We start from the raw sequence: 20260 nt of genomic DNA, 5'->3' as shown, positions 1-20260 counted from the left end.
CGAGGTGATCCGCCCCCTGTCGCGTGGTTGCACCGGCATGCCGCTGGTGCATGAAGCGTCAGATCGCGAACGAGGTGTCGCGTGCGCCGGTGGTTTCTTTCAAAGCTTTCACCCACTTGCGCGCGGGCAGCTTCAGCGTGTCCTCGATCAGCTTCGCGCGTTCGTCGAGCTGCGCGAACGACACGTCGAGCGCGGGGCCCGAGAACGCGATCGCGATCCGGTTGCCGTCATGCACTTCCGGCAGCGCGATCACGCGGTGATCGAACGCCGCGTTCAGGTGCTTCATGTTGCGCACGAAGCTCGGATGATCGCCGAACAGGTTGATCGTCGCGATGCCCGCGCCGGCGAGGCAGCCGCGCACCGCGCGGTAGAACGCGACGCTGTCGAGCACGGGGCCGCGCGCGGTCGCGTCGTACAGGTCGATCTGGATCGCGCCCGTCGTGCCTCGGTTGGCCGGATCGTTGACGAAATCCCAGGCGTCGGCTTCATGCACGGCGAGACGTGCATCGTCGGGCGGCAGCGCGAACATCGTGCGCGCGGCGACGATCACGGCCGGGTTCAGCTCGACGGCCTCGACCTTCGCGTGCGACAGGAAGCGGTGCGAGAACTTGGTCAGCGCGCCGGTGCCGAGCCCGAGCTGGACGATCCGCTCGGGCGTTTCGAGGAACAGCAGCCACGCCATCATCTGCTGTGCGTATTCGAGCTCGATATGCAGCGGCTTCGAGATCCGCATCGCGCCTTGTACCCACTCGGTGCCGAAGTGCAGGAAGCGCACGCCGCCCTCTTCCGAGAACGTGACGGGCGCGAAGCGCGGCTTGCGCGGGGCTTCGAGCACCGGCACGTCGTCGTGTTCGTCGATCTCGGGACGGCGCTTCACGCGCGGCGGCTGGAGTTTTTCGGAGCCGTTGTACGCGGACGGCTTGCTGCGCTTGGACGCGCGCGCCTCGGCGGACGCGCGCTTGATCAGTCGGGTCATGTATGAATCTCGCTGGGTGAAGCTGGTTTTAGCGGACGAGAGGATAGCATTGGTGGGAGAACGGAGACCGCGACCCACGCGCGGCCTCTCGTGACGTTGAATCGCGTCGGCGCTACGCTGCATTCGCGGATCACTGGAGAACACATGACGTCGAACGAAAGGAAGATCTGGTTTCCGGCCAAACGCTACGGCTGGGGATGGGGGCTGCCGGTGGCCTGGCAAGGGTGGGTCGTGCTGCTGCTGTTCGCGATCGGGATCATCGCGAGCGCATGGCTCGTGCCGCCGCGCGAGTCGCCGTTCGCGTATGGCGCCTGCATCGTAGTGCTGGTCACGCTGCTCACCGCGGTGTGCTGGGTAAAGGGCGAGAAGCCGCGGTGGCGATGGGGCAGGGACGATTGAGCTTCGCTTACCCCGCTGCTGCAACGGCGGGCCGGGAAGAAACACCCGTCCGCCTTCCATCATCGATACGCCGTGACAGCGCTCTGTCGAACGGCTGAATTGTCTCGGGTCCCGCGCAACGCAAGAATGTGACGAATCGGCCCTGCTCGGCAGGTCACATGCGCATTCGCCTTCGCCACGCTCGCATCCGGTACTGAACCGGCGTCACCCGTCGGTGCTGCTCGATCTGCCGACTGCTGCCCCTACCACCCCGCCCTGCCCGCTCGCGATACCGCATTTGAGCGGCCGCACGGCGTTCGTGCGCACCGCTTGAAAATATACCCAAATAGGGATAAATTCATCGATGGATCCATACATCAAACCGCTGTACTGGCTCGGCTCAGCGCGCAAGGATTTGAAAGCGATGCCGCAAGCCGTGCAGGACACGTTCGGCTATGCGCTGTATCTGGCGCAGACGGGACGCAAGCACGATCAGGCCAAGCCGTTGAAAGGATTCGGCTCGGCCGGCGTGCTCGAGATCGTTGAATCGGAAGACAACGGCACGTATCGCGCGGTCTATACGGTGAAGCTCGGCAGCAGCGTGTACGTGCTGCACTGTTTCCAGAAGAAGTCGTCGATCGGTATCGCAACACCGAGGCCGGACAGCGATCTCGTCCGCGAACGTCTGAAAGCGGCCGAAGCACACGCACAAGGAGTAAGGCGATGATCGAAATCGAACAGGGCAGCGGCAACGTCTACGCCGATCTCGGCATGCACGATGCCGCCGAAATGCGGGTGAAAGCCCAACTCGCCGCGAAGATCGCGGAAATCATCAAGGCGCGCCAATGGACACAGCAGCACGCGGCCCGGTTGCTCGGCATCACGCAGCCGAAGCTGTCGAACATGCTGCGCGGGCAGTTTCGCGGCGTCAGCGAAACGAAGATGCTCGAATGTCTGGCGAAGCTCGGACGCGACGTGCACATCGTCGTCGGGCCCGATCGTCAATCGGAAGTCGAAGGGCACATCGAGGTCGTCTTCGCAGCGTGACGGCCGCGCGATCGCGTCGGGAGGCCAATGGCAGATGCCGAAAGGGCCGATCCTTCAGGAAAGGATTCCACGCCACTGCGCGAGCTTCTGCTCGAAAGACAGCATCGCATTCGCCGGGCTCGACGATGGCAGCACGAGCGTGTCGTACCCGGCCTGACCGATCACCTCGGCAAACCGCCCCGCCGTCTTCCCGTTGAAACACACTTTCTTCAGCAACGGCGCATGCTCGCGCAACGACGCGAAGTCGTTCGGCTTCGCATTGCGGATCGCGGAATCGAGACTGCCTTGCCGATGGCACGCATCGAGCACGTCCCAGATGCCGATGCCGTGCTTCAACACGCGCTCGAGCCGCGCGTCATACGCGAGCTCATGCAGCCCGTGCTCGCCAAGCACCGTGCCGAGCAGCCGCCAGAACTGGTTGCGCGGATGCGCGTAGTACTGCGCGGCATCGAGCGACGCCTCGCCCGGAAAACTGCCGAGGATCATCGTGTGCGTATTTGCCGCGACGACCGGCGGGAATCCGCGCAACATCACGCGCCTCCACCCGGCCCGCCCGAACGCGGCCCGTCGCCGTGCGCATCGAGATGGCGCCACAGCGCCGGCAGCATGCACTCGGTGACCATCAACGGCTTGCCGTGACGCTGGAACACCGAGCGCCGCGCGGCGAACGAATGCGGCGCGCGCGCCCCGCCAAGCGCATGGGTCGCCAGCGCATACAGCGGATGGCCGGCGATCACGCGCCGGCTGACGAGCGCCGAACGCTCGACCTGCGGATCGCTGTACAGCAGCTCCGCCAGCGGCCGCGTGCGCAGCCGCCGCATCGCCTGCCACACGCCCTTGCTGGCCGCGAGCGGCGCGATGCTGTGCGCTGCGACGAACGGCGTGCCGTCGACCGACAGGATCACCTCGCGCACCCACATCGGTGCGCGCGGCGCACTGGCGAGCGCGTCCGGCTCGTCGAACCACGGGCAGTCGACGGCCTCGCGCGTCACGCGCACATTCACGCGGCCGAGCCGCGCGAGGTGCGCGGTGAGCGATCCGCCGCGCGTCAGCCAGTCGCGCTGGTCAAGCGTGCAGCCAGGCCGCGGCGTCTCGCGCCAGCCGGCCTGACCGCCGTCGAATCGCATCCGCGCGTTCACGCGGCGCGCGACAGCAGCAGCGCGTTGGTCCGCTTCACGAAGCTTGCCGGATCGTCGAGCATGCCGCCTTCGGCGAGCAGTGCCTGATCGAACAGCAGGTGGCACCAGTCGCCGAAATCGGCGCTGTCGGCGTTCAGTTGCTTCACGAGCGCGTGCTCCGGGTTGATCTCGAGGATCGGCTGCATCGCCGGCGCGTTCTGGCCGGCCGCCTTCAGCATGCGCTGCAGGTAGCCGCTCATGTCGTTGTCGTCCGCGACGAGGCACGACGGCGAATCGGTCAGGCGGAACGTGACGCGCACTTCCTTCACCTTGTCGCCGAGCGCTTCCTTCATCTTCTCGACGACCGGCTTGATCGCTTCACCCGCCTGCTCCTGCGCCTTCTTCTCCTCGTCGTTCAACTCGCCGAGATCGAGGTCGCCGCGCGCCACGCTCGCGAGCGGCTTGCCGTCGAATTCGTGCAGGAACGACAGCATCCATTCGTCGACGCGATCGGTCAGCAGCAGCACCTCGACGCCCTTCTTGCGGAACACTTCCAGATGCGGGCTGTTCTTCGCGGCCTGCCACGTATCGGCGGTCACGTAGTAGATCTTGCTCTGCTCGGGCTTCATGCGCGACACGTAGTCGGCAAGCGACACGTCCTGCGCGTCGGTGTCGCCGTGCGTCGACGCGAAGCGCAGCAGCTTCGCGATGCGCTCGCGGTTCGCATGATCCTCGCCGAGGCCTTCCTTCAGCACCTGGCCGAACGCGCCCCAGAACGTCTTGTACTTCTCCTTGCCGGCATCCTCTTCCGCATTCGCAAGCTCTTCGAGCATCGACAGCGCACGCTTCGTCACGCCTTCGCGGATCGCCTTCACGTCGCGGCTTTCCTGCAGGATTTCACGCGACACGTTCAGCGGCAGGTCGGCCGAGTCGACGACGCCCTTCACGAAACGCAGGTACTGCGGCAGCAGCTGCTCGGCGTCGTCCATGATGAACACGCGCTTCACGTACAGCTTCAGGCCGCCGCGGTAATCGCGGTTCCACAGGTCGAACGGCGCGTGCGCCGGGACGAACAGCAGCTGCGTGTATTCGCTGCGACCTTCGACTCGGTTATGCGTCCACGTGAGCGGATCCTGGTGATCGTGCGCGATGTGCTGGTAGAACTGCGTGTACTGCTCGTCGGTGACGTCGCTCTTCGAACGCGTCCACAGCGCGCTCGCCTGGTTGACGGTCTCGTCCTCGTCCTTCAGGACCATCTCGCCCTTTTCCTGATCCCATTCTTCCTTCTGCATCAGGATCGGCAGCGCGATGTGGTCGGAATACTTCTGGATGATCGACTTCAGACGATGCGACGACAGCAGTTCATCCTCGCCTTCGCGCAGGTGCAGCGTGATCGTCGTGCCGCGCTGCGCGCGCTCGATGGCGTCGATCGTGAAATCGCCCTCGCCCGCGCTTTCCCAGCGCACGGCTTCGCTCGCCGGCAGGCCGGCGCGGCGCGTCTCGACGGTGATCTTGTCCGCGACGATAAAGCCCGAGTAGAAGCCGACGCCGAACTGGCCGATCAGCGCCGCATCCTTCTGCTGGTCGCCGGACAGCTTCGTGAAGAATTCCTTGGTGCCCGAACGCGCGATCGTGCCGAGGTTCGCGATCGCCTCGTCGCGGCTCATGCCGATGCCGTTGTCGTCGATCGTGATCGTGCGCGCGGCCTTGTCGTAGCCGATGCGGATGCGCAGGTTCGGATCGTTCTCGTACAGCGCGTTGTCCGCGAGCCCTTCGAAACGCAGCTTGTCGGCCGCGTCGGACGCATTCGACACCAGTTCGCGCAGGAAAATTTCCTTGTTGCTGTAGAGCGAATGGATCATCAGGTGGAGGAGTTGCTTGACCTCTGCCTGAAAGCTCATCGTTTCGTGTGCCATGGATGCTGTTTCCTCTTACTTGAACTGGAAAGGGGGTGACGCCGGCGCCCGGCGCGCGATGCCGGCGGACCCATGAAGGACGACCGCCTGGCGCCAGCGGTTTGCGCGCGTATCTGGGGACGGCGCGCGGCATTTCAAGAGCCGGCCTGCCGCGCCGCGTCACGACGCGCGCCGCACCGCCGAATCGATATAGCGCGCGAGCAGCCCGGGGAGCGCCGGATCGCCGCAATTCGCGACGTTGAAGCGCATCCACGTGGACGGCGATTGCTGCGGCGAGAACAGGCTGCCCGGCGTCAGCAGGAAGCCGGCTTCGTGCGCGACCGCCGCGAGCGCGTCCGAATCGACGCCCGTGTCGGCCCACAGGAACATCCCGGCCGCCGGCATCGTGAAGAGCCCGAGCCCCGTGCGCTCGAGCATCCGCGCGGTCTTGTCGCGCACGCCGTCGAGCCGCGCGCGCAGCCGCTCGACGTGGCGCCGGTAATGCCCTTCGGTCAGGATCTTGTACAGCACGCGCTCGTTGAGCTCGGGCGTGGTCATCCCGACCAGCATCTTCTGGTCGGTGACCGCCTTCGCGATCTCCGGCGCGCAGGCCACGTAGCCCACCCGCAGGTTCGCCGCGAGCGTCTTCGAATAGCTGCCGAGATAGATCACGCGCTTCAACTGGTCGAGGCTCGCGAGGCGCGTGGCCGGATAGCTGGGCGGGCACAGGTCGCCGTACACGTCGTCCTCGACGACGAGGAAGTCGTACGCCTCCGCGAGCTTCAGGATCCGGAACGCCTGCGCAGCCGACAACGACGTGCCGGTCGGGTTCTGCAGCACCGAGTTGATCACGAGCATCTTCGGCCGCCACATCTGCACCAGGGTTTCGAGCGCGTCGAGGTCGGGGCCGTCCGGCGTGTACGGCATCCCGACCAGTTGCGCGCCCTGCGCCGCGAAACGGCCGAACATCTGGAACCACGCGGGATCGCCGACGATCACCGCATCGCCCGGCCGCATGTAGATCCGCGAGATCAGGTCGATCGCCTGCGTGATGCCGGACACCAGCACGATCTGTTCGGGCTTCGCGCCGATCTCGACTTCGGCGAGGCGCGTCTGCAGTTGCTGGCGCAGCGGCAGGAAGCCCTGCGCGGTGCCGAAGCCGAGCATCTGCGCGCCCGACTGGCGCCCGAGCGCGCGCAGCGCGCCGGTGATCAGCTCGCCGTCGAGCCAGCGGCCCGGCAGGTAGCCGAGGCCCGGGCCCTTCTCCGGGCTGACGGTGTGCAGCATGTTGCGCAGCAGCCAGACGACGTCGATCGTGTTGTGCACGGGCGCGGCCTCGGCCACACGGGCGACGCTGTCGGCCGGCTGCGGGCCGGCGGCCGTGCGCTCGCGCACGTAGAAGCCCGAGCCGCGCCGCGAATCGAGGTAGCCCTGCGCGACGAGGCGCTCGTACGCCTCGACGACGGTGAAGCGCGACACGCTCTTGTCGAGCGCGAGCTTGCGGATCGACGGCATCCGCATGCCGGGCCGGAACACGCGCTCGTCGATGCGCCGTCGCGCCCACTGGACAAGCTGGTCGACGAGCGTGAGCGTGGCCGTGTCGTGCGGCGCGGGAATCTGGGCGAGTGGAACGGTGGACATGGGCGGCAGCTCCAACTGTACCGAAGGCTATCGCGCCGATTGTACCGTTACTGTGCCGGTAGCGACGATTACAGTTGACCGGAATGGCGGCCGTGCGGCCACCGTTCCGGCTCCGCCGCACCTGGCACCGTGCCCGCCGGCCGCATCGCGGCCGGTACGCCGGCCGGGCCGGCTACCGCCGCGCGCATCGCCTGCCCACCATGACACTTTCGCTTCCCGACCGACGTTCATGCCAGCCCGCTCCCTGACACTCGACCATCTCGTGATCGCCGCGCGCACGCTCGATGAAGGCGTGCGCCATGTCGCCGACGCCCTCGGCATCGAACCGGCCGGCGGCGGCCGCCATCCGCTGATGCGGACCCACAATGCGCTGTTCGGCGCGTGGGGCGGGCTCTACCTCGAAGTGATCGCGATCGATCCCGATGCGCCGGTGCCGGACGACGGCGCGGAGCCGCCGCGCGCGCGCCTGTTCGGGCTCGACGATCTGGCCATGCACGCGCGGCTCGCGCAGGGCCCGTTTCTCGCGCACTGGGTCGCGCGCGTCGACCGTCCGCGCCAGCTCGCGCTGTGGCAGCGCCAATACCCGGCGCGCATTCCGCCGGTCGTCGCAATGCGGCGCGGCGACCTGAGCTGGGGCCTCACGGTGCCGGACGACGGCACGTTCCCCGCATGGCAAGACGCGGGCGACGGCCTCCTGCCGTCGCTGATCCAGTGGGACAGCGCGCGCCATCCGGCCGAATCGCTGCCGGGCGACGGCGTCGCGCTGAAGGCACTCAAGGGTACCCACCCGCGTGCGGACGCGATCCGCGAGCAGCTCGACTGGCTCGGCGCCGCCCACCTGCTCGACCTCGACACCGCCGACGGCCCGCCCGCGCTGGTCGCCGAATTCGACACGCCGCAGGGCGCGCGCACGCTGCGCTGAACACCTCGCCCCCCTGAACGACACCAATACCGGCAACACGGAGACAACCCTCACATGAATTCGCGCGAAACCCGGGGCATGCTGCTCGGCCTCATCGGCGTGATGATCTTCAGCCTGACGCTGCCGATGACGCGGATCGTCGTCTCCGAACTCCATCCGCTGCTCAACGGGCTCGGCCGCGCGCTTGCCGCCGCGGTACCGGCCGGCCTGCTGCTGTGGTGGCGCCGCGAGCCGCTGCCGACCCGCGCGCAACTGAAAAGCCTCGCGATCACGTCGCTCGGCGTGATCATCGCGTACCCGGTGTTCTCCGCGTGGGCGATGAAATCGGTCCCGGCCTCGCACGGCGCGGTGGTCAACGGGCTGCAACCGCTGTTCGTCGCGCTGTATGCGGCCTGGCTGTCGCACGAGCGGCCGTCGAAGGCGTTCTGGGCCAGCGCGGTGGCCGGCAGCGCGCTCGTGATCGCGTTCGCGCTGCGCGACGGCGGCGGCACCGTGCAGGCCGGCGACGCACTGATGCTCGTCGCGGTCGGCATCGGCGCGTTGGGCTATGCGGAAGGCGCGCGCCTCGCGCGCCAGATCGGCGGCTGGCAGGTGATCTGCTGGGCGCTCGTCGTTTCCGCGCCGTTCCTCGTGCTGCCGGTCGGCTGGCTCGCGTGGATGCAGCATGCCGCGAATCCGGGCCCGCTCGCGCTGCGCACGTGGCTCGCCTTCGGCTACGTGACCCTCTTTTCGCAATTCATCGGCTTTTTCGCGTGGTATGCGGGGCTCGCGATGGGCGGCATCGCGCGCGTCGGCCAGGTGCAATTGCTGCAGATTTTCTTCACGATCGCCTTTTCCGCGCTGCTGTTCGGCGAAACGGTGACGCCGTCGACGTGGCTGTTCGCAGCCGCGGTGATCGCCACCGTGGTGCTCGGGCGCCGCTCGGCGGTCGCCACCGCCGCGCAACCGGCTCGCGCCGGCTGAACAGCTGCGCCATAATGGGCGTTTTGCCTGATCGGTTTGCCCACCCGGCCGCGAAGGCTTCATCGCGCTCGCGCCCGCCCACCCGGCGGCGTCGAAGCGATTTGCCCGAACGACCTTTCTTGACTGACCACGATATCCGAACGAGGAGACTATGAATCCGAGCGACCTGCATCCGCCGCACTGGCAGCTTTCCGAACGCGCACGCAAGCTGACGAGCTCTGCGATCCGCGAAATCCTGAAGGTCACGGAACGCCCCGAGGTCATCTCGTTCGCCGGCGGCCTGCCCGCCCCTGCCACGTTCCCGGCCGAACGCATGCGCGCCGCCGCCGATCGCGTGCTGCGCGACGCGCCGGCCGCCGCGCTCCAGTACAGCGCGACCGAAGGCTACCTGCCGCTGCGCGAATGGATCGCCGAACGCTACAGCGTGCGCGTGTCGCAGGTGCTGATCACGACCGGCTCGCAGCAGGCGCTCGACCTGCTCGGCAAGGCGCTCGTCGATCCGGGCAGCCCGATCCTCGTCGAAACCCCGACCTACCTCGGCGCGCTGCAGTCGTTCTCGCTGTACGAGCCGCGCTACGTGCAGGTGCCGACCGACGAGCAGGGCCTGCTGCCGGACGGCCTGACGCCCGAACTCACGCAAGGCGCGCGCCTGCTGTACGCACAGCCGAACTTCCAGAACCCGACCGGCCGCCGCCTGCCCGTCGAGCGCCGCCGCGCGCTCGCCGCGTTCGCGCAGTCGAGCCCGTTCCCGGTGCTGGAAGACGATCCGTACGGCGCGCTGAACTACCGCGGCGAGCCGCTGCCGACGATGCTGTCGATGGCGCCCGATCACATCGTGCACCTCGGCACGTTCTCGAAGGTGCTCGCACCGGGCCTGCGGATCGGCTACATCATTGCGCCCGAGGAACTCCACTTCAAGCTCGTGCAGGCCAAGCAGGCCACCGACCTGCACACGCCGACGCTCACGCAGCGCATCGCGCACGAAGTGATCAAGGACGGCTTCCTCGACGAGCACATCCCGACGATCCGCGAGCTGTACAGCGCGCAGTGCGACGCGATGCTCGGCGCGCTCGAGCGCCACATGCCGGAAGGCGTCACGTGGAACCGCCCGGAAGGCGGGATGTTCATCTGGGTGAACCTGCCCGCGCAGATCGACAGCATGAAGCTGCTCGCCACGGCCGTCGACAATCACGTCGCGTTCGTGCCGGGCGCACCATTCTTCGCGGACAACGCACAGCAGAACACGCTGCGCCTGTCGTTCGTGACGGTGCCGCCCGAGAAGATCGAGGAAGGCGTCGCGCGCCTCGGCAAGCTGCTGCGCGAACGTCTCTGATCCCCTTTTTCCTGTCACGACTCTCTACGAGGAATCGAATCCATGGCTAACGTCTACGACAAGCTGAAGTCGCTCGGCATCGAGCTCCCGACCGCCGGCGCACCGGCCGCCGCCTACGTGATGAGCGCGCAAACCGGCAACACGGTCTTCCTGTCGGGCCACATCGCGAAGAAAGACGGCAAGGTCTGGGCCGGCAAGCTCGGCGCGGATCTGCAGACGGAAGACGGCAAGGCCGCCGCTCGCTCGATTGCGATCGACCTGCTCGCGACGCTGCACGCGCACACCGGTGACCTGAACAAGGTCACGCGCATCGTGAAGCTGATGAGCCTCGTCAACTCGACGCTCGACTTCACCGAACAGCACGTCGTGACGAACGGCGCGTCGGAACTGATCGCGGAAGTGTTCGGCGACGCGGGCAAGCACGCGCGCTCGGCATTCGGCGTGGCGCAGATCCCGCTCGGCGCGTGCGTCGAGATCGAGCTGATCGCCGAAGTTGCGTAACGAACGCAGCACGATGCCCGGCCGTCTCGTCCGTTTCAGGCAGGTCGACGTGTTCACGTCGGTGCCGTTCAAGGGCAACGCGCTCGCCGTGGTGTTCGACGCCGATTCGCTCGGCGACGACGACATGCTCGCGATCGCCCGCTGGACGAACCTTTCCGAAACGACGTTCCTCTGCACGCCGACCGATCCGGAAGCCGACTACCGCGTCCGGATCTTCACGACGGAGGGCGAACTGCCGTTCGCCGGCCATCCGACGCTGGGCACCGCGCATGCGTTCCTGGAAAGCGGCGCACAGCCGCGTACGCCGGGCCGGCTGATCCAGCAGTGCGGGGTCGGCCGGGTCGCGCTGCGCGAGCAGGCTGACGGCTGGGCGTTCGCCGCGCCCCCGGCACGCGTCACACCGCTCGATCGTTCAGACTATGCGGCGCTGGCTGCCGCACTGCGCAGCGACGCGCTCGATCTGGATGCCGAGCCGTGCGCGGTCGACAACGGCGCGCCATGGCTGGTCGTGCGGCTGAAGTCGGCGGATGCCTGCATCGGCCTGACGCCCGATCCGGCCGCACTGGCGGCACTCACGCGCCGCTACGGCACGGACGGCGTCGCGGTCTACGCGCCGCACGCCGAAGGCGGCCCCGCGACGTTCGAAATCCGCTGCCTGATGACGGGCGGCAATTTCGGCTTCGGCGAGGACCCCGTCACCGGCAGCGCAAACGCCGCGCTCGCCGGGCTGCTGACGCGCCAGGAACGCCGCCCCGGTCAGTCGTATACGGCCCGCCAGGGTACGGCGATCGGCCGCGACGGCCGCATCTTCGTCAGCTATGACGAAGACGGCACCACGTGGATCGGCGGCCATGTCGTCACGGTCGTCGACGGCACCTTCCTGTCACCCGCCTGACATTTCGCGATGTGCGATGGCGCCGGCCCGTCCGGCGCCCCCTACGATTCGCCCAACTATCGCAAAAACGTTCCAGCCAGTAATATCGGGCCTAATCCGTTGTTTCGGAGGTCTGTCCATGGTTGCGTGTCCCGCGAACGAACAGACGTCGGGACAACCCCAACCATAGTCAGCCATCCAGACGGATGACGCACGCGAGCAGGACGCCACCCTCTTCGATGAGCTCCGCCCGGTCCAACCACACGCCGCCGACCCGGCCGCTGCGCGCGCCGCGCAAATCGCGCCGGCGTGCGCTATTTGCGATCCCGCTGCTCGGGATGCTGGCGCTCGCGCTGCTGTGGGCCGTGATCATCGCGCGTCTGTCGGTGGAAAAGGACAGCGCGTACAAGGAGGCAGCGGCTTCCGCCGCGATCCTGTCCTCCGCGCTCGAACAGCATACGGTCAAGGCGATCCACCAGGTCGACCAGATCACCCGCTTCGTCAAGTTCGAATTCGAGAAATCGCCCGCCCGCTTCAACCTCGCCAGCGCCGTCGAGAAAGGCGTCGTGCCGAGCGACACGCTGATCCAGGTGTCGCTCGTCAACGCGAAGGGCATCCTGTTCGCGAACACGGCCGAGCTGCATCCGCAGCCGATCAACCTGTCCGATCGCGAGCACTTCAAGGTCCACCTCGCGCACAACGACGACCGCCTGTTCATCAGCAAGCCCGTACTCGGCCGCGTGTCGAGCCACTGGACGCTGCAGATGACGCGGCGCCTGAACAACCCGGACGGCAGCTTCGCGGGCATCGTCGTCGTGTCGGAAGACCCGAGCTACTTCACCAACGACTTCTACAACAACGCGGCGATCGGCAAGGAAGGCGTGATCGCGGTCGTGTCGGATACCGGCACGGTGCTCGCGCGGCGCACGGGCTCGGTCAGCAACGCGCCCGGCGCGTTTTCCGCGTCGGGTGTTTACCCGATCGCCGAGCGCGTGACGGGCACGATCATCGACCCGATCGACGGCGTGACGCGCATCGTGTCGTACCGCCACCTCGACGGCTACCCGCTCGCGGTGATGGTCGGGCTGTCGCAAACCGAGGAATTCGCGGACTACTACCACACGCGCAACGTCTACCTGCTGATGACGAGCTTCATCACGCTCGCGATGCTCGCGTTCTTCGGCGTCGCAACGGGCCTGATCGGGAAGCTGCTCGGCCGTGAGCGTGAAATGACGCAGCTCGCCGAATACGACCTGCTCACCGGCCTCGCGAACCGCTATGCGACGCTGCGCGGGCTGCGCAACGACGTGTCGATGCCGGCGAGCCTATCGCGGCTCGGGCTGCTGTTCATCGACCTCGACAACTTCAAGACCGTCAACGACACGCTCGGCCACAACGCCGGCGACATCGTGCTGCAGATGACCGCGTCGCGCCTGTCCGATGCGGTCGGCGACGAAGGCTCGCTCGCGCGCATCGGCGGCGACGAGTTCGTCGTGGTGATGAAGGGCGACGACGTCGAGCGGCGCGCGGTGCGGCTCGCGGAAGCGATCATCCGGATGTTCGGCGAACCGTTCGACGTGCGCGGCAGCTCGTTCGTGCTGCATGCGAGCATCGGCATCGCGCTGCACACGGTGGCGAACGAGAGCGAAATCGACCTGCTGAAGAAAGCCGACCTCGCGATGTACAGCGCGAAGGACGCCGGCAAGAACTGCTACCAGTTCTATGCGCCGCACCTGTCGCACCGCGCCGACCACCTGATGCGCTGGGAGCAGCAACTGCGCGTCGCGCTCGCCGAGGGGCAGCTGTTCCTCGCGTACCAGCCGAAGATCGACCTCACGCACCGCCACATCACCGGCTTCGAGGCGCTCGCGCGCTGGGATCACCCCGAGCACGGGATCATCTCCGCGAACGAATTCATTTCGATTGCCGAATCCACCGGCCTGATCGTGCCGATCGGCGACTTCGTGATCCGCACCGCGTGCGAGCAGATCGCGCGCTGGCGCGACGACGGCCACGACACGCTGACGCTCGCAGTCAACATTTCGCCCGTGCAGTTCTGGCGCGGCGACCTGATCGAGACGATCTCGCAGGCGCTACAGGACACCGGCATCGACGCGAACCGGCTCGAGATCGAGATCACCGAGACCGCGATGATGGAATATCCGGAGCTCGTGTCCGAGAAGATCGTCGCGTTGAAGAAGCTCGGCATCCGCATCGCGCTCGACGATTTCGGCACCGGCTACTCGTCGCTGTCGTACCTGCACCGCTTCTCCGTCGACACGCTGAAGGTCGACCGCTCGTTCGTGCAGGCGATCCCGAACGATCGCAGCGTGTGCGTGATGGTGTCGTCGATCGTGCATCTCGCGCGTTCGCTCGGCCTGACCGTCGTCGTCGAAGGCACGGAAACCGAGGAGCAGATCACATGGCTGGCCGCGCTCGGCGAGATCGAGGCGCAAGGCTTCCTGTTCTCGCGCCCGGTGCCGGCCGACGCGATTCCCGCGCTGATCGCACGCTTCGGCGTGCGTGGCGACGCGCCGAACGTAATCGCGCACCGCGCGACCGGCAGCACGGGCGCGTAAGCGCACCGCGGCCGTGGCCTTGGCGGCTATTGCGCGCACCGTCATTGTTTCGTTTTCCGATCCGATCGTTTAGTTCATGAACTAGCGTTTTCGCGCATGGCAGTGTCACGATGCGCGGCGGACAATTGGGAGGGCCAACGTGTCGGCGGGCCGCCGGCATGGCTACACGCGAGAGATCCGGCCCCGCGCTCACACCACCAACATGACTACCGTCGAAATCGAAGCGACCGCTGATATCGAACAGGCGCAGGCTTCCCTGTGGGCCCTGTTCAAGGTCGTCGCCAGCATTTCGGCGGTCTCGTGGGGCGGGCTGTCGATGATGGCGCAGCTCGAACGCCACTACGTGGAACGGCTGAAGCGCATCGAGCCCAACGTCTTCGGCGACCTCGTCGCACTTGCCTGGCTCGTGCCGGGCCCCGTGGGCTGCAATGTCGCGATACAGGTCGGCCAGATACTGCACGGCCGCGTCGGCGCATGGGTGGCCGGCATCGCGAGCGTGCTGCCGTTCTCCCTGCTGATGACGCTGTTCGCGATCTTCTATCGCACGCCGCTCGTGCGCTCGCTGGCCGCGCCGATGCTGATCAATCACTTCGGGATGGTGCTCGCCGCGCTGATCGGCGTCACGTGGGTCAAGCAGTTGCGCTCGCTCGCGCGCACGCGGCGCGAACAGCTGATCGCCGCGTTGTCGACGATTCTGCTCGGATTCGCGCATAATCCGGCCGCCTTCGTCGGGATTCTGTTCGCCGCGTTCGCGGCCGGCTGGCTGACGGGGCCGCCGCAACGCGACGCGGTCGATTTCACGCTGTCGACCCGCGACCGCAACCTGCTCGTGCTGCTCGGCGTGCTCGTCACGCTGTTCGCGGTGCCGCTGCCCGGCGACTACCAGGCGACGCTGCTGTGGCCGCGTCTCGCCGGCGCCGGCATGACGCTGTTCGGCGGCGGCTTTTCCGCACTGCCCGTGCTCAAGACGCTGTTCGTCACGCCCGCAACGGGCATCTCCGATCACGACTTCACGCTTGCGTTCGCGCTGTCCCCGGTCGCCCCAGGGCCGCTGCTGAACGTCGTACCGTTTCTCGGCTACCTGACCGACGGCTGGGTCGGCGCGCTGCTCGCGACCGCCGCACTGTTCATTCCGTCGGGATGCCTCGTCGTGTTTGCGCAGAACCATCTGTTCCGACTCAAGCGCCATTCACGCTTCGAGCACGGGATGCGGCTGCTACGTGCGGCGACCACGGGTTTTCTCGTCGTCGCCGTCGTGAGAATCCTGCACCGGGAACCGGTCGACCCCGTTTACTGGCTGACGGGCGCCTTCGCGACGCTGTGCTTTGCGCGCTTCAAGGTGCCCGTCTATGCCGTGTACGGCACGGTCGCGGTTGCGTGCGGCGTGTGGCTGCTGGCCGCCGCGCGCTGACGGGCGGCGGCCGCCGCCCCGCCGGGTTCTGCCGGCATTCTCCCGTCCAGCCCGTCCTCAACCTGCCTGCACCGCGACCCGGCGCGCCATCCAGCGGGCGCGCAGCGCGTCGTAAGCGAGGTTGAAGCAGAACGTGTAAGGCAGGAAGAACAGCACGATGCCGAGGTCGAGCAGCAGCGCCTCGACGAGGCTCACGTTCAGCCACCATGCGGCCACCGGCACCACCATCGCGACGAGGCCAAGCTCGAACGTGACCGCATGCGCGATCCGCATCCCGAGCGTGCGGGTCAGCCCCGCACGACGCTCGAAGCGGTCGAACAGCGTATTGAACGTCATGTTCCATGCCATCGCGATCAGCGACACCATCACCGTCAGCACGCCGACGTGCGACACCGGCATGTCGAGCAGCCACGCGCCGATCGGCGCGCACAGCGCGATCGCGACCAGCTCGAACGTCAGTGCATGCAGCAGCCGTTCCGTCACCGTTTTGTTGACTTGTTTCATGATTCCCTCCGATTCGTCCACTTCATTCATGGCCGCCATTTTGATCGGCGAAACCGTATGAATCCAGTTTGATATCATCGGTTTCACCGATACATCGCCACCAGGAGCGCCGCATGCGCCACGCCCCCGAAGCCCTGCTCGCCTTCGCCGAAGCCGCGTTGCTCGGCTCGTTCACGGCCGCCGCGCGCAAGCTCGGCAAACGCCAGTCGACCGTGTCGGAGGCGATCGCGAATCTCGAGATCGATCTCGGCGTGCAGTTGTTCGACCGCTCGACGCGCGCACCGACGCTGACCGACGCCGGGCGCGCGCTGCTGCCGCAGGTGCAGCGCGCGCTCGAAGCCGGCGCGGCGATCGACCGCACGGCCGCGCGGCTCGCGCGTGGCGAGGAAGCGCGGCTGACGCTCGTCGTGTCCGATACGTACCAGTCGAAGCGCTACGAGGAAACGTTGATGGCGCTCGAACGGCGCTTCCCGGCGCTCGAGCTCGAATGCCAGATCGCCGAGCACGAAGACGTGCTCGACCTGATCCAGCAGGGGCGCGCGCAGCTCGGGCTGATGGCCGCGCGCGCGGCCTACCCGGCCGATATCGGCGCGGCGACGATCGCGGAGGAGTCGGAAATCGGGCTGTTCGTCGGCCGCACGCACACGCTCGCCGAATACGGCGACGCCGACGTGCCGCACGCCGCGCTGCGCGACGTGCGCGAACTGCGCCTCAATACCTATGTGAAAACGGAAGGCCGCGGCGCCGATGACCGGATCGTCGTCGGCACGCAGCACTGGCTGGCGCCGAGCTACCTGATGCTGCTGGAGATGGCCGTGCTGGGGTTCGGCTGGGCGGAACTGCCGCGCTGGATGGTCGACCACTTCGCGCGCGATCGCCTGTACGAACTGCGTGCGCGCGGCTGGCCGCGCCGCGTGCGGGTCGATGCGGTCTGGTCGCGCAACCGGCCGCTGGGCCCGGTCGGCTCATGGCTGCTCGATGCAATGCTGGCCGCGTAGCGGCGCTTGCCGGCGCACCTGCGGCTGCGCGCGGGCCGGCCGGCCGCGGTCAATCAGAAGCCGCGCGACAGCACCGCCGCGCCGATCGTGACGACGCCGAGTACCAGGTTCACGAGGACGAGCAGGCGCACCGTATTCACCGCGCGCGCGCCGTCCGGCCACTTCTGCGCCTGCACCGCACGGCGGATGCGCGGGAACAGCGCGAACCGGATATGCCCGAAGATCAGCATCATCACGACGCCGAGCCCCGCCATCGCGTGCAGCGACCACGTTGCGTGCGCGCCGCCGAATTCCACCAGCAGGAAGCCGCCGGTCAGCAGGATCACGATCACGGAACCCGAGACCCAGTTGAAGAAGCGGCCGAACACGCCTTCGATCAGCGGCAACCGCAGCTGCGGCGACAGGTCGGACAGCGCCGGACGCAGGCAGAAGTTGGCGAAGACCATCCCGCCCACCCACACGGCGACGGCCAGCAGATGAAGAAACAGCGCGACGGAGACAGCATGGGACATGACGGCAATCCTGTGAGGAGTGGGGTACGGCGAACGGCCGCGTCGCACGCGGCATCGAGCGACGTTCGACCGGATTGTCGCCGAGCGGTTCGGACCCCAGGCGCGATTTCACACTATTTTGCAAGTTCCGCGTGACAACGCCACGCTTGCTTACCCGAATCCCCCCTCCAAAAGAAAAGGCCGCACGTCCGCCGAAGCGGAGGTGCGGCCTTCGATCGCGGCCGAACCGGACGATCGATCGTGCGCAGCGTCAGCCGAGCAGCGGACGCAGTTCGCTGACGACCTTGAGCTTCGTCTCCGGCGCGCGGCCCTTGCGTGCGCGCTTGCCGACGTGCGGCGCCAGCCCCGCATACGACAGCGTCTCGTCCATCGCCTTGCCGCCGCGGCCGGTGCCGATCAGCACGACGCCGGCCGGATCGATCGCGAGCGCCTGAACGAGCGTTTCCTTGTCGTCGAGCGCCATCAGGATCACGCCGCGACCGCCGCCGGAGAGCGTCTTCATCTCGTCCATCCCGAACACGAGCAGGCGGCCGCCGCTCGACAGGCACGCGACCTGCGTCGCGTTCGGCAGCACGGGCATCGGCGCGAGCGGCACCGCGCCGGCATCGATCGTCATGAACGCCTTGCCGGCCTTCACGCGGCTCACCATGTCGCCGACCTTCGCGAGGAAGCCGAAGCCGTTGCTCGACGCGAGCAGCAGTTGCTGGTCGGCCGGCGCCGCGAAGTAATGCATCAGGTGAGAGCCCGATTCGAGCTCGATCAGCGACGTGACGGGCACGCCGTCACCGCGCCCGCCCGGCAGCACCGACACGTCGACCGAGTACACGCGGCCGCTGCTGCCCCACGCGATCAGGCGGTCCGGCGTGCGGCACTGGAACGCCGCGTACAGGCTGTCGCCGGCCTTGAACGAGAAGCTGGCCGGGTCGAGCCCGTGGCCCTTCAGCGCACGCACCCAGCCCTTCTGCGACACGACGACCGTGACCGGTTCGTCGACCACCTTCGCCTCGAACGTCGCGCGCTTTTCCTGCTGGATCAGCGTGCGGCGATCGTCGCCGTACTGCTTCGCATCGGCCTCGATCTCCTTGATCATCAGCCGCTTCATCGCGCTTTCGTTCGCGAGCAGTTCCTCGAGCTTCGCCTTCTCGTCGCGCAGCGCTTCGAGTTCCTTCTCGATCTTGATCTTCTCGAGACGCGCGAGCTGGCGCAGCCGGATTTCGAGGATGTCTTCCGCCTGCCGTTCACTGAGGCCGAACGCGCTCATCAGCGCGGCCTTCGGCTCGTCCGACTCGCGGATGATGCGGATCACCTCGTCGATGTTCAGGAAGACGATCATCCGCCCTTCGAGGATGTGGATACGGTCGTCGACCTTCGCGAGACGATGGCGGCAGCGGCGCGTCATCGTCAGCTGGCGGAACTTCACCCATTCGTCGAGGATCGTCAGCAGGCCCTTCTGGCCCGGCCGGCCGTCGGCGCCGATCATCACGAGGTTCAGCGTCGCGTTCGATTCGAGGCTCGTGTACGCGAGCAGCGTGTTCACGAATTCCGTCTGGTCGATCGTGCGCGACTTCGGCTCGAACACGAGCCGCACCGCCGCCTCCTTGCCCGACTCGTCTCGCACAGCGTCGAGCAGGTCGAGCATCGCCTTCTTCGTGTTGAGCTGCTCGGGCGTCAGTGTCTTCTTGCCGAGCTTGAGTTTCGGGTTCGTCAGTTCCTCGATTTCCTCGAGCACCTTCTGGCCCGACGTGCTCGGCGGCAGTTCGGTCACGACGAGCTGCCACTGGCCGCGCGCGAGATCCTCGATCTTCCAGCGCGCGCGCACCTTCAGGCTGCCGCGGCCGGTTTCATAGGCCGCCGCGATTTCGGTGTCGCTCGAGATGATCTGCCCGCCGCCCGGGAAATCCGGGCCGGGAATCAGGTTCATCAGCTCCGCGTGCGAGAGCTTCGGATTGCGGATCAGCGCGACCGCCGCCGCCGCGACTTCACGCAGGTTGTGCGACGGGATTTCGGTCGCGAGGCCGACCGCGATGCCCGACGCGCCGTTCAGCAGCACGAACGGCATGCGGCTCGGCAGCGTCTTCGGCTCCTCGAACGAGCCGTCATAGTTCGGCATGAAGTCGACCGTGCCCTGGTCGATCTCGTCGAGCAGCAGCTTCGCGATCGGCGTGAGGCGGGCTTCGGTGTATCGCATCGCCGCCGCGCCGTCGCCGTCGCGCGAGCCGAAGTTGCCCTGCCCGTCGATCAACGGGTAGCGCAGCGAGAAATCCTGCGCGAGACGCACCAGCGCGTCGTACGCCGACTGGTCGCCGTGCGGGTGGTATTTACCCAGCACGTCGCCGACCACGCGCGCCGACTTCACCGGCTTGGCGTCCGGGCCGAGGCCCATTTCGTTCATCGCGTAGAGAATCCGGCGCTGCACCGGCTTCTGGCCGTCGCACACGTCGGGCAGCGCGCGGCTCTTCACGACGCTGACCGCGTAGCTGAGATACGCCTGCTCCGCGTAGTTGCCGAGCGTCAGCGCTTCGGCGTCCGGTGCATCGGAGCTGGCGAAGAGATCGGAAGTGTTGTCGTCCATCTGAATTCCGTATTCGTAAGTGGCGTGAGGCCGGGC

19 protein-coding genes are annotated in these 20260 nt (G+C 67.2%); 11 read left to right on the top strand and 8 right to left on the bottom strand.

From position 1 onward, the window contains the following. Nucleotides 1-58: 58 nt before the first annotated feature. A complete protein-coding gene (locus C5O79_RS09625; protein WP_046544691.1) occupies nucleotides 59-976 on the bottom strand; it encodes a spermidine synthase in 918 nt (305 codons plus the stop codon). A gap of 144 nt (nucleotides 977-1120) precedes the next feature. Between C5O79_RS09625 and C5O79_RS09620 the strand changes: the two genes are divergently transcribed. The 3 genes from C5O79_RS09620 to C5O79_RS09610 all read left to right on the top strand — a co-directional run bounded on the left by C5O79_RS09620 (nucleotide 1121) and on the right by C5O79_RS09610 (nucleotide 2401). After that, a complete protein-coding gene (locus C5O79_RS09620; protein ID WP_047852431.1) occupies nucleotides 1121-1375 on the top strand; it encodes a hypothetical protein in 255 nt (84 codons plus the stop codon). 343 nt (nucleotides 1376-1718) lie between these two features. Then, complete coding sequence (locus C5O79_RS09615; protein WP_046544690.1) at nucleotides 1719-2081, top strand: type II toxin-antitoxin system RelE/ParE family toxin; 363 nt, start codon at nucleotides 1719-1721, stop codon at nucleotides 2079-2081. Then, nucleotides 2078-2401, top strand: a complete 324-nt coding sequence (locus C5O79_RS09610; protein WP_046544689.1) for a helix-turn-helix transcriptional regulator — start codon at nucleotides 2078-2080, stop codon at nucleotides 2399-2401. The genes C5O79_RS09615 and C5O79_RS09610 overlap by 4 nt, the downstream gene beginning before the upstream one ends. A gap of 54 nt (nucleotides 2402-2455) precedes the next feature. Here the strand turns inward: C5O79_RS09610 and C5O79_RS09605 are convergent, their stop codons facing one another. The 4 genes from C5O79_RS09605 to C5O79_RS09590 all read right to left on the bottom strand — a co-directional run bounded on the left by C5O79_RS09605 (nucleotide 2456) and on the right by C5O79_RS09590 (nucleotide 7055). Then, nucleotides 2456-2932, bottom strand: coding sequence for a DNA-deoxyinosine glycosylase (locus C5O79_RS09605; protein WP_122474219.1), 477 nt, complete (start codon nucleotides 2930-2932; stop codon nucleotides 2456-2458). Next, the gene (locus C5O79_RS09600; protein WP_089484450.1) at nucleotides 2932-3528 is read right to left on the bottom strand and encodes a chorismate lyase; all 597 of its coding nucleotides are present in this window, start codon (nucleotides 3526-3528) and stop codon (nucleotides 2932-2934) included. Before C5O79_RS09600 ends, C5O79_RS09605 begins: the two co-directional genes overlap by 1 nt. A gap of 8 nt (nucleotides 3529-3536) precedes the next feature. After that, nucleotides 3537-5435 (bottom strand): molecular chaperone HtpG, encoded by a 1899-nt coding sequence (gene htpG, locus C5O79_RS09595; RefSeq protein WP_046544687.1) that lies wholly within the window; start codon nucleotides 5433-5435, stop codon nucleotides 3537-3539. A 159-nt stretch (nucleotides 5436-5594) separates the two neighbouring features. After that, nucleotides 5595-7055, bottom strand: coding sequence for a PLP-dependent aminotransferase family protein (locus tag C5O79_RS09590; RefSeq protein WP_039370360.1), 1461 nt, complete (start codon nucleotides 7053-7055; stop codon nucleotides 5595-5597). A 229-nt stretch (nucleotides 7056-7284) separates the two neighbouring features. On the opposite strand from C5O79_RS09590, the gene C5O79_RS09585 reads away from it, so the two are divergent. From C5O79_RS09585 to C5O79_RS09550, 7 genes are all read left to right on the top strand, one after another. Further along, the gene (locus C5O79_RS09585) at nucleotides 7285-7977 is read left to right on the top strand and encodes a VOC family protein (RefSeq protein ID WP_122474220.1); all 693 of its coding nucleotides are present in this window, start codon (nucleotides 7285-7287) and stop codon (nucleotides 7975-7977) included. Between the two features lie 54 nt (nucleotides 7978-8031). Continuing rightward, nucleotides 8032-8940 (top strand): DMT family transporter, encoded by a 909-nt coding sequence (locus C5O79_RS09580; protein WP_122474221.1) that lies wholly within the window; start codon nucleotides 8032-8034, stop codon nucleotides 8938-8940. Nucleotides 8941-9091: 151 nt separating this feature from the next. Further along, entirely contained in the window at nucleotides 9092-10273 is a 1182-nt protein-coding gene (locus C5O79_RS09575; RefSeq protein ID WP_047852437.1) for a PLP-dependent aminotransferase family protein, read from the top strand. A gap of 42 nt (nucleotides 10274-10315) precedes the next feature. Beyond that, nucleotides 10316-10774: a RidA family protein gene (locus C5O79_RS09570; protein ID WP_011352811.1), complete on the top strand. Its 459-nt coding sequence runs from the start codon at nucleotides 10316-10318 to the stop codon at nucleotides 10772-10774. Between the two features lie 13 nt (nucleotides 10775-10787). Continuing rightward, nucleotides 10788-11669, top strand: coding sequence for a PhzF family phenazine biosynthesis protein (locus tag C5O79_RS09565; protein WP_131931348.1), 882 nt, complete (start codon nucleotides 10788-10790; stop codon nucleotides 11667-11669). A 218-nt stretch (nucleotides 11670-11887) separates the two neighbouring features. Continuing rightward, nucleotides 11888-14227 carry an EAL domain-containing protein gene (locus C5O79_RS09555; protein ID WP_046544684.1) on the top strand — a complete coding sequence of 780 codons (2340 nt, stop codon included), beginning with the start codon at nucleotides 11888-11890 and terminating at the stop codon, nucleotides 14225-14227. 202 nt (nucleotides 14228-14429) lie between these two features. Then, nucleotides 14430-15638 (top strand): chromate transporter, encoded by a 1209-nt coding sequence (locus C5O79_RS09550; RefSeq protein WP_047852439.1) that lies wholly within the window; start codon nucleotides 14430-14432, stop codon nucleotides 15636-15638. Between the two features lie 57 nt (nucleotides 15639-15695). On the opposite strand, the gene C5O79_RS09545 is transcribed toward C5O79_RS09550, so the two are convergent. Next, nucleotides 15696-16142 carry a multidrug/biocide efflux PACE transporter gene (locus C5O79_RS09545; RefSeq protein WP_046546266.1) on the bottom strand — a complete coding sequence of 149 codons (447 nt, stop codon included), beginning with the start codon at nucleotides 16140-16142 and terminating at the stop codon, nucleotides 15696-15698. A gap of 113 nt (nucleotides 16143-16255) precedes the next feature. Between C5O79_RS09545 and C5O79_RS09540 the strand changes: the two genes are divergently transcribed. Continuing rightward, the gene (locus C5O79_RS09540; protein WP_122474222.1) at nucleotides 16256-17140 is read left to right on the top strand and encodes a LysR family transcriptional regulator; all 885 of its coding nucleotides are present in this window, start codon (nucleotides 16256-16258) and stop codon (nucleotides 17138-17140) included. Between the two features lie 53 nt (nucleotides 17141-17193). Here C5O79_RS09540 and C5O79_RS09535 read toward each other — a convergent pair whose 3' ends face one another. Both C5O79_RS09535 and parC read right to left on the bottom strand, forming a co-directional pair. Further along, the gene (locus C5O79_RS09535; RefSeq protein WP_039370342.1) at nucleotides 17194-17652 is read right to left on the bottom strand and encodes a CopD family protein; all 459 of its coding nucleotides are present in this window, start codon (nucleotides 17650-17652) and stop codon (nucleotides 17194-17196) included. Nucleotides 17653-17902: 250 nt separating this feature from the next. Continuing rightward, the gene (gene parC / locus C5O79_RS09530; RefSeq protein WP_046544681.1) at nucleotides 17903-20224 is read right to left on the bottom strand and encodes a DNA topoisomerase IV subunit A; all 2322 of its coding nucleotides are present in this window, start codon (nucleotides 20222-20224) and stop codon (nucleotides 17903-17905) included. Nucleotides 20225-20260: the final 36 nt, after the last annotated feature.

Origin of the sequence: Burkholderia sp. SRS-25, assembly GCF_004343765.1 — a bacterium.
GTDB classification, from domain to species: Bacteria; Pseudomonadota; Gammaproteobacteria; order Burkholderiales; family Burkholderiaceae; genus Burkholderia; species Burkholderia contaminans.
This window is presented reverse-complemented; position numbering and strand designations above follow the sequence as displayed.

Coding starts and splice junctions, on each gene's coding strand:
- C5O79_RS09625 (WP_046544691.1), bottom strand. CDS start 976: ATGACCCGACTGATCAAGCGCGCGTCCGCCGAGGCGCGCGCGTCCAAG.
- C5O79_RS09620 (WP_047852431.1), top strand. CDS start 1,121: ATGACGTCGAACGAAAGGAAGATCTGGTTTCCGGCCAAACGCTACGGC.
- C5O79_RS09615 (WP_046544690.1), top strand. CDS start 1,719: ATGGATCCATACATCAAACCGCTGTACTGGCTCGGCTCAGCGCGCAAG.
- C5O79_RS09610 (WP_046544689.1), top strand. CDS start 2,078: ATGATCGAAATCGAACAGGGCAGCGGCAACGTCTACGCCGATCTCGGC.
- C5O79_RS09605 (WP_122474219.1), bottom strand. CDS start 2,932: ATGTTGCGCGGATTCCCGCCGGTCGTCGCGGCAAATACGCACACGATG.
- C5O79_RS09600 (WP_089484450.1), bottom strand. CDS start 3,528: ATGCGATTCGACGGCGGTCAGGCCGGCTGGCGCGAGACGCCGCGGCCT.
- htpG (WP_046544687.1), bottom strand. CDS start 5,435: ATGGCACACGAAACGATGAGCTTTCAGGCAGAGGTCAAGCAACTCCTC.
- C5O79_RS09590 (WP_039370360.1), bottom strand. CDS start 7,055: ATGTCCACCGTTCCACTCGCCCAGATTCCCGCGCCGCACGACACGGCC.
- C5O79_RS09585 (WP_122474220.1), top strand. CDS start 7,285: ATGCCAGCCCGCTCCCTGACACTCGACCATCTCGTGATCGCCGCGCGC.
- C5O79_RS09580 (WP_122474221.1), top strand. CDS start 8,032: ATGAATTCGCGCGAAACCCGGGGCATGCTGCTCGGCCTCATCGGCGTG.
- C5O79_RS09575 (WP_047852437.1), top strand. CDS start 9,092: ATGAATCCGAGCGACCTGCATCCGCCGCACTGGCAGCTTTCCGAACGC.
- C5O79_RS09570 (WP_011352811.1), top strand. CDS start 10,316: ATGGCTAACGTCTACGACAAGCTGAAGTCGCTCGGCATCGAGCTCCCG.
- C5O79_RS09565 (WP_131931348.1), top strand. CDS start 10,788: ATGCCCGGCCGTCTCGTCCGTTTCAGGCAGGTCGACGTGTTCACGTCG.
- C5O79_RS09555 (WP_046544684.1), top strand. CDS start 11,888: ATGAGCTCCGCCCGGTCCAACCACACGCCGCCGACCCGGCCGCTGCGC.
- C5O79_RS09550 (WP_047852439.1), top strand. CDS start 14,430: ATGACTACCGTCGAAATCGAAGCGACCGCTGATATCGAACAGGCGCAG.
- C5O79_RS09545 (WP_046546266.1), bottom strand. CDS start 16,142: ATGAAACAAGTCAACAAAACGGTGACGGAACGGCTGCTGCATGCACTG.
- C5O79_RS09540 (WP_122474222.1), top strand. CDS start 16,256: ATGCGCCACGCCCCCGAAGCCCTGCTCGCCTTCGCCGAAGCCGCGTTG.
- C5O79_RS09535 (WP_039370342.1), bottom strand. CDS start 17,652: ATGTCCCATGCTGTCTCCGTCGCGCTGTTTCTTCATCTGCTGGCCGTC.
- parC (WP_046544681.1), bottom strand. CDS start 20,224: ATGGACGACAACACTTCCGATCTCTTCGCCAGCTCCGATGCACCGGAC.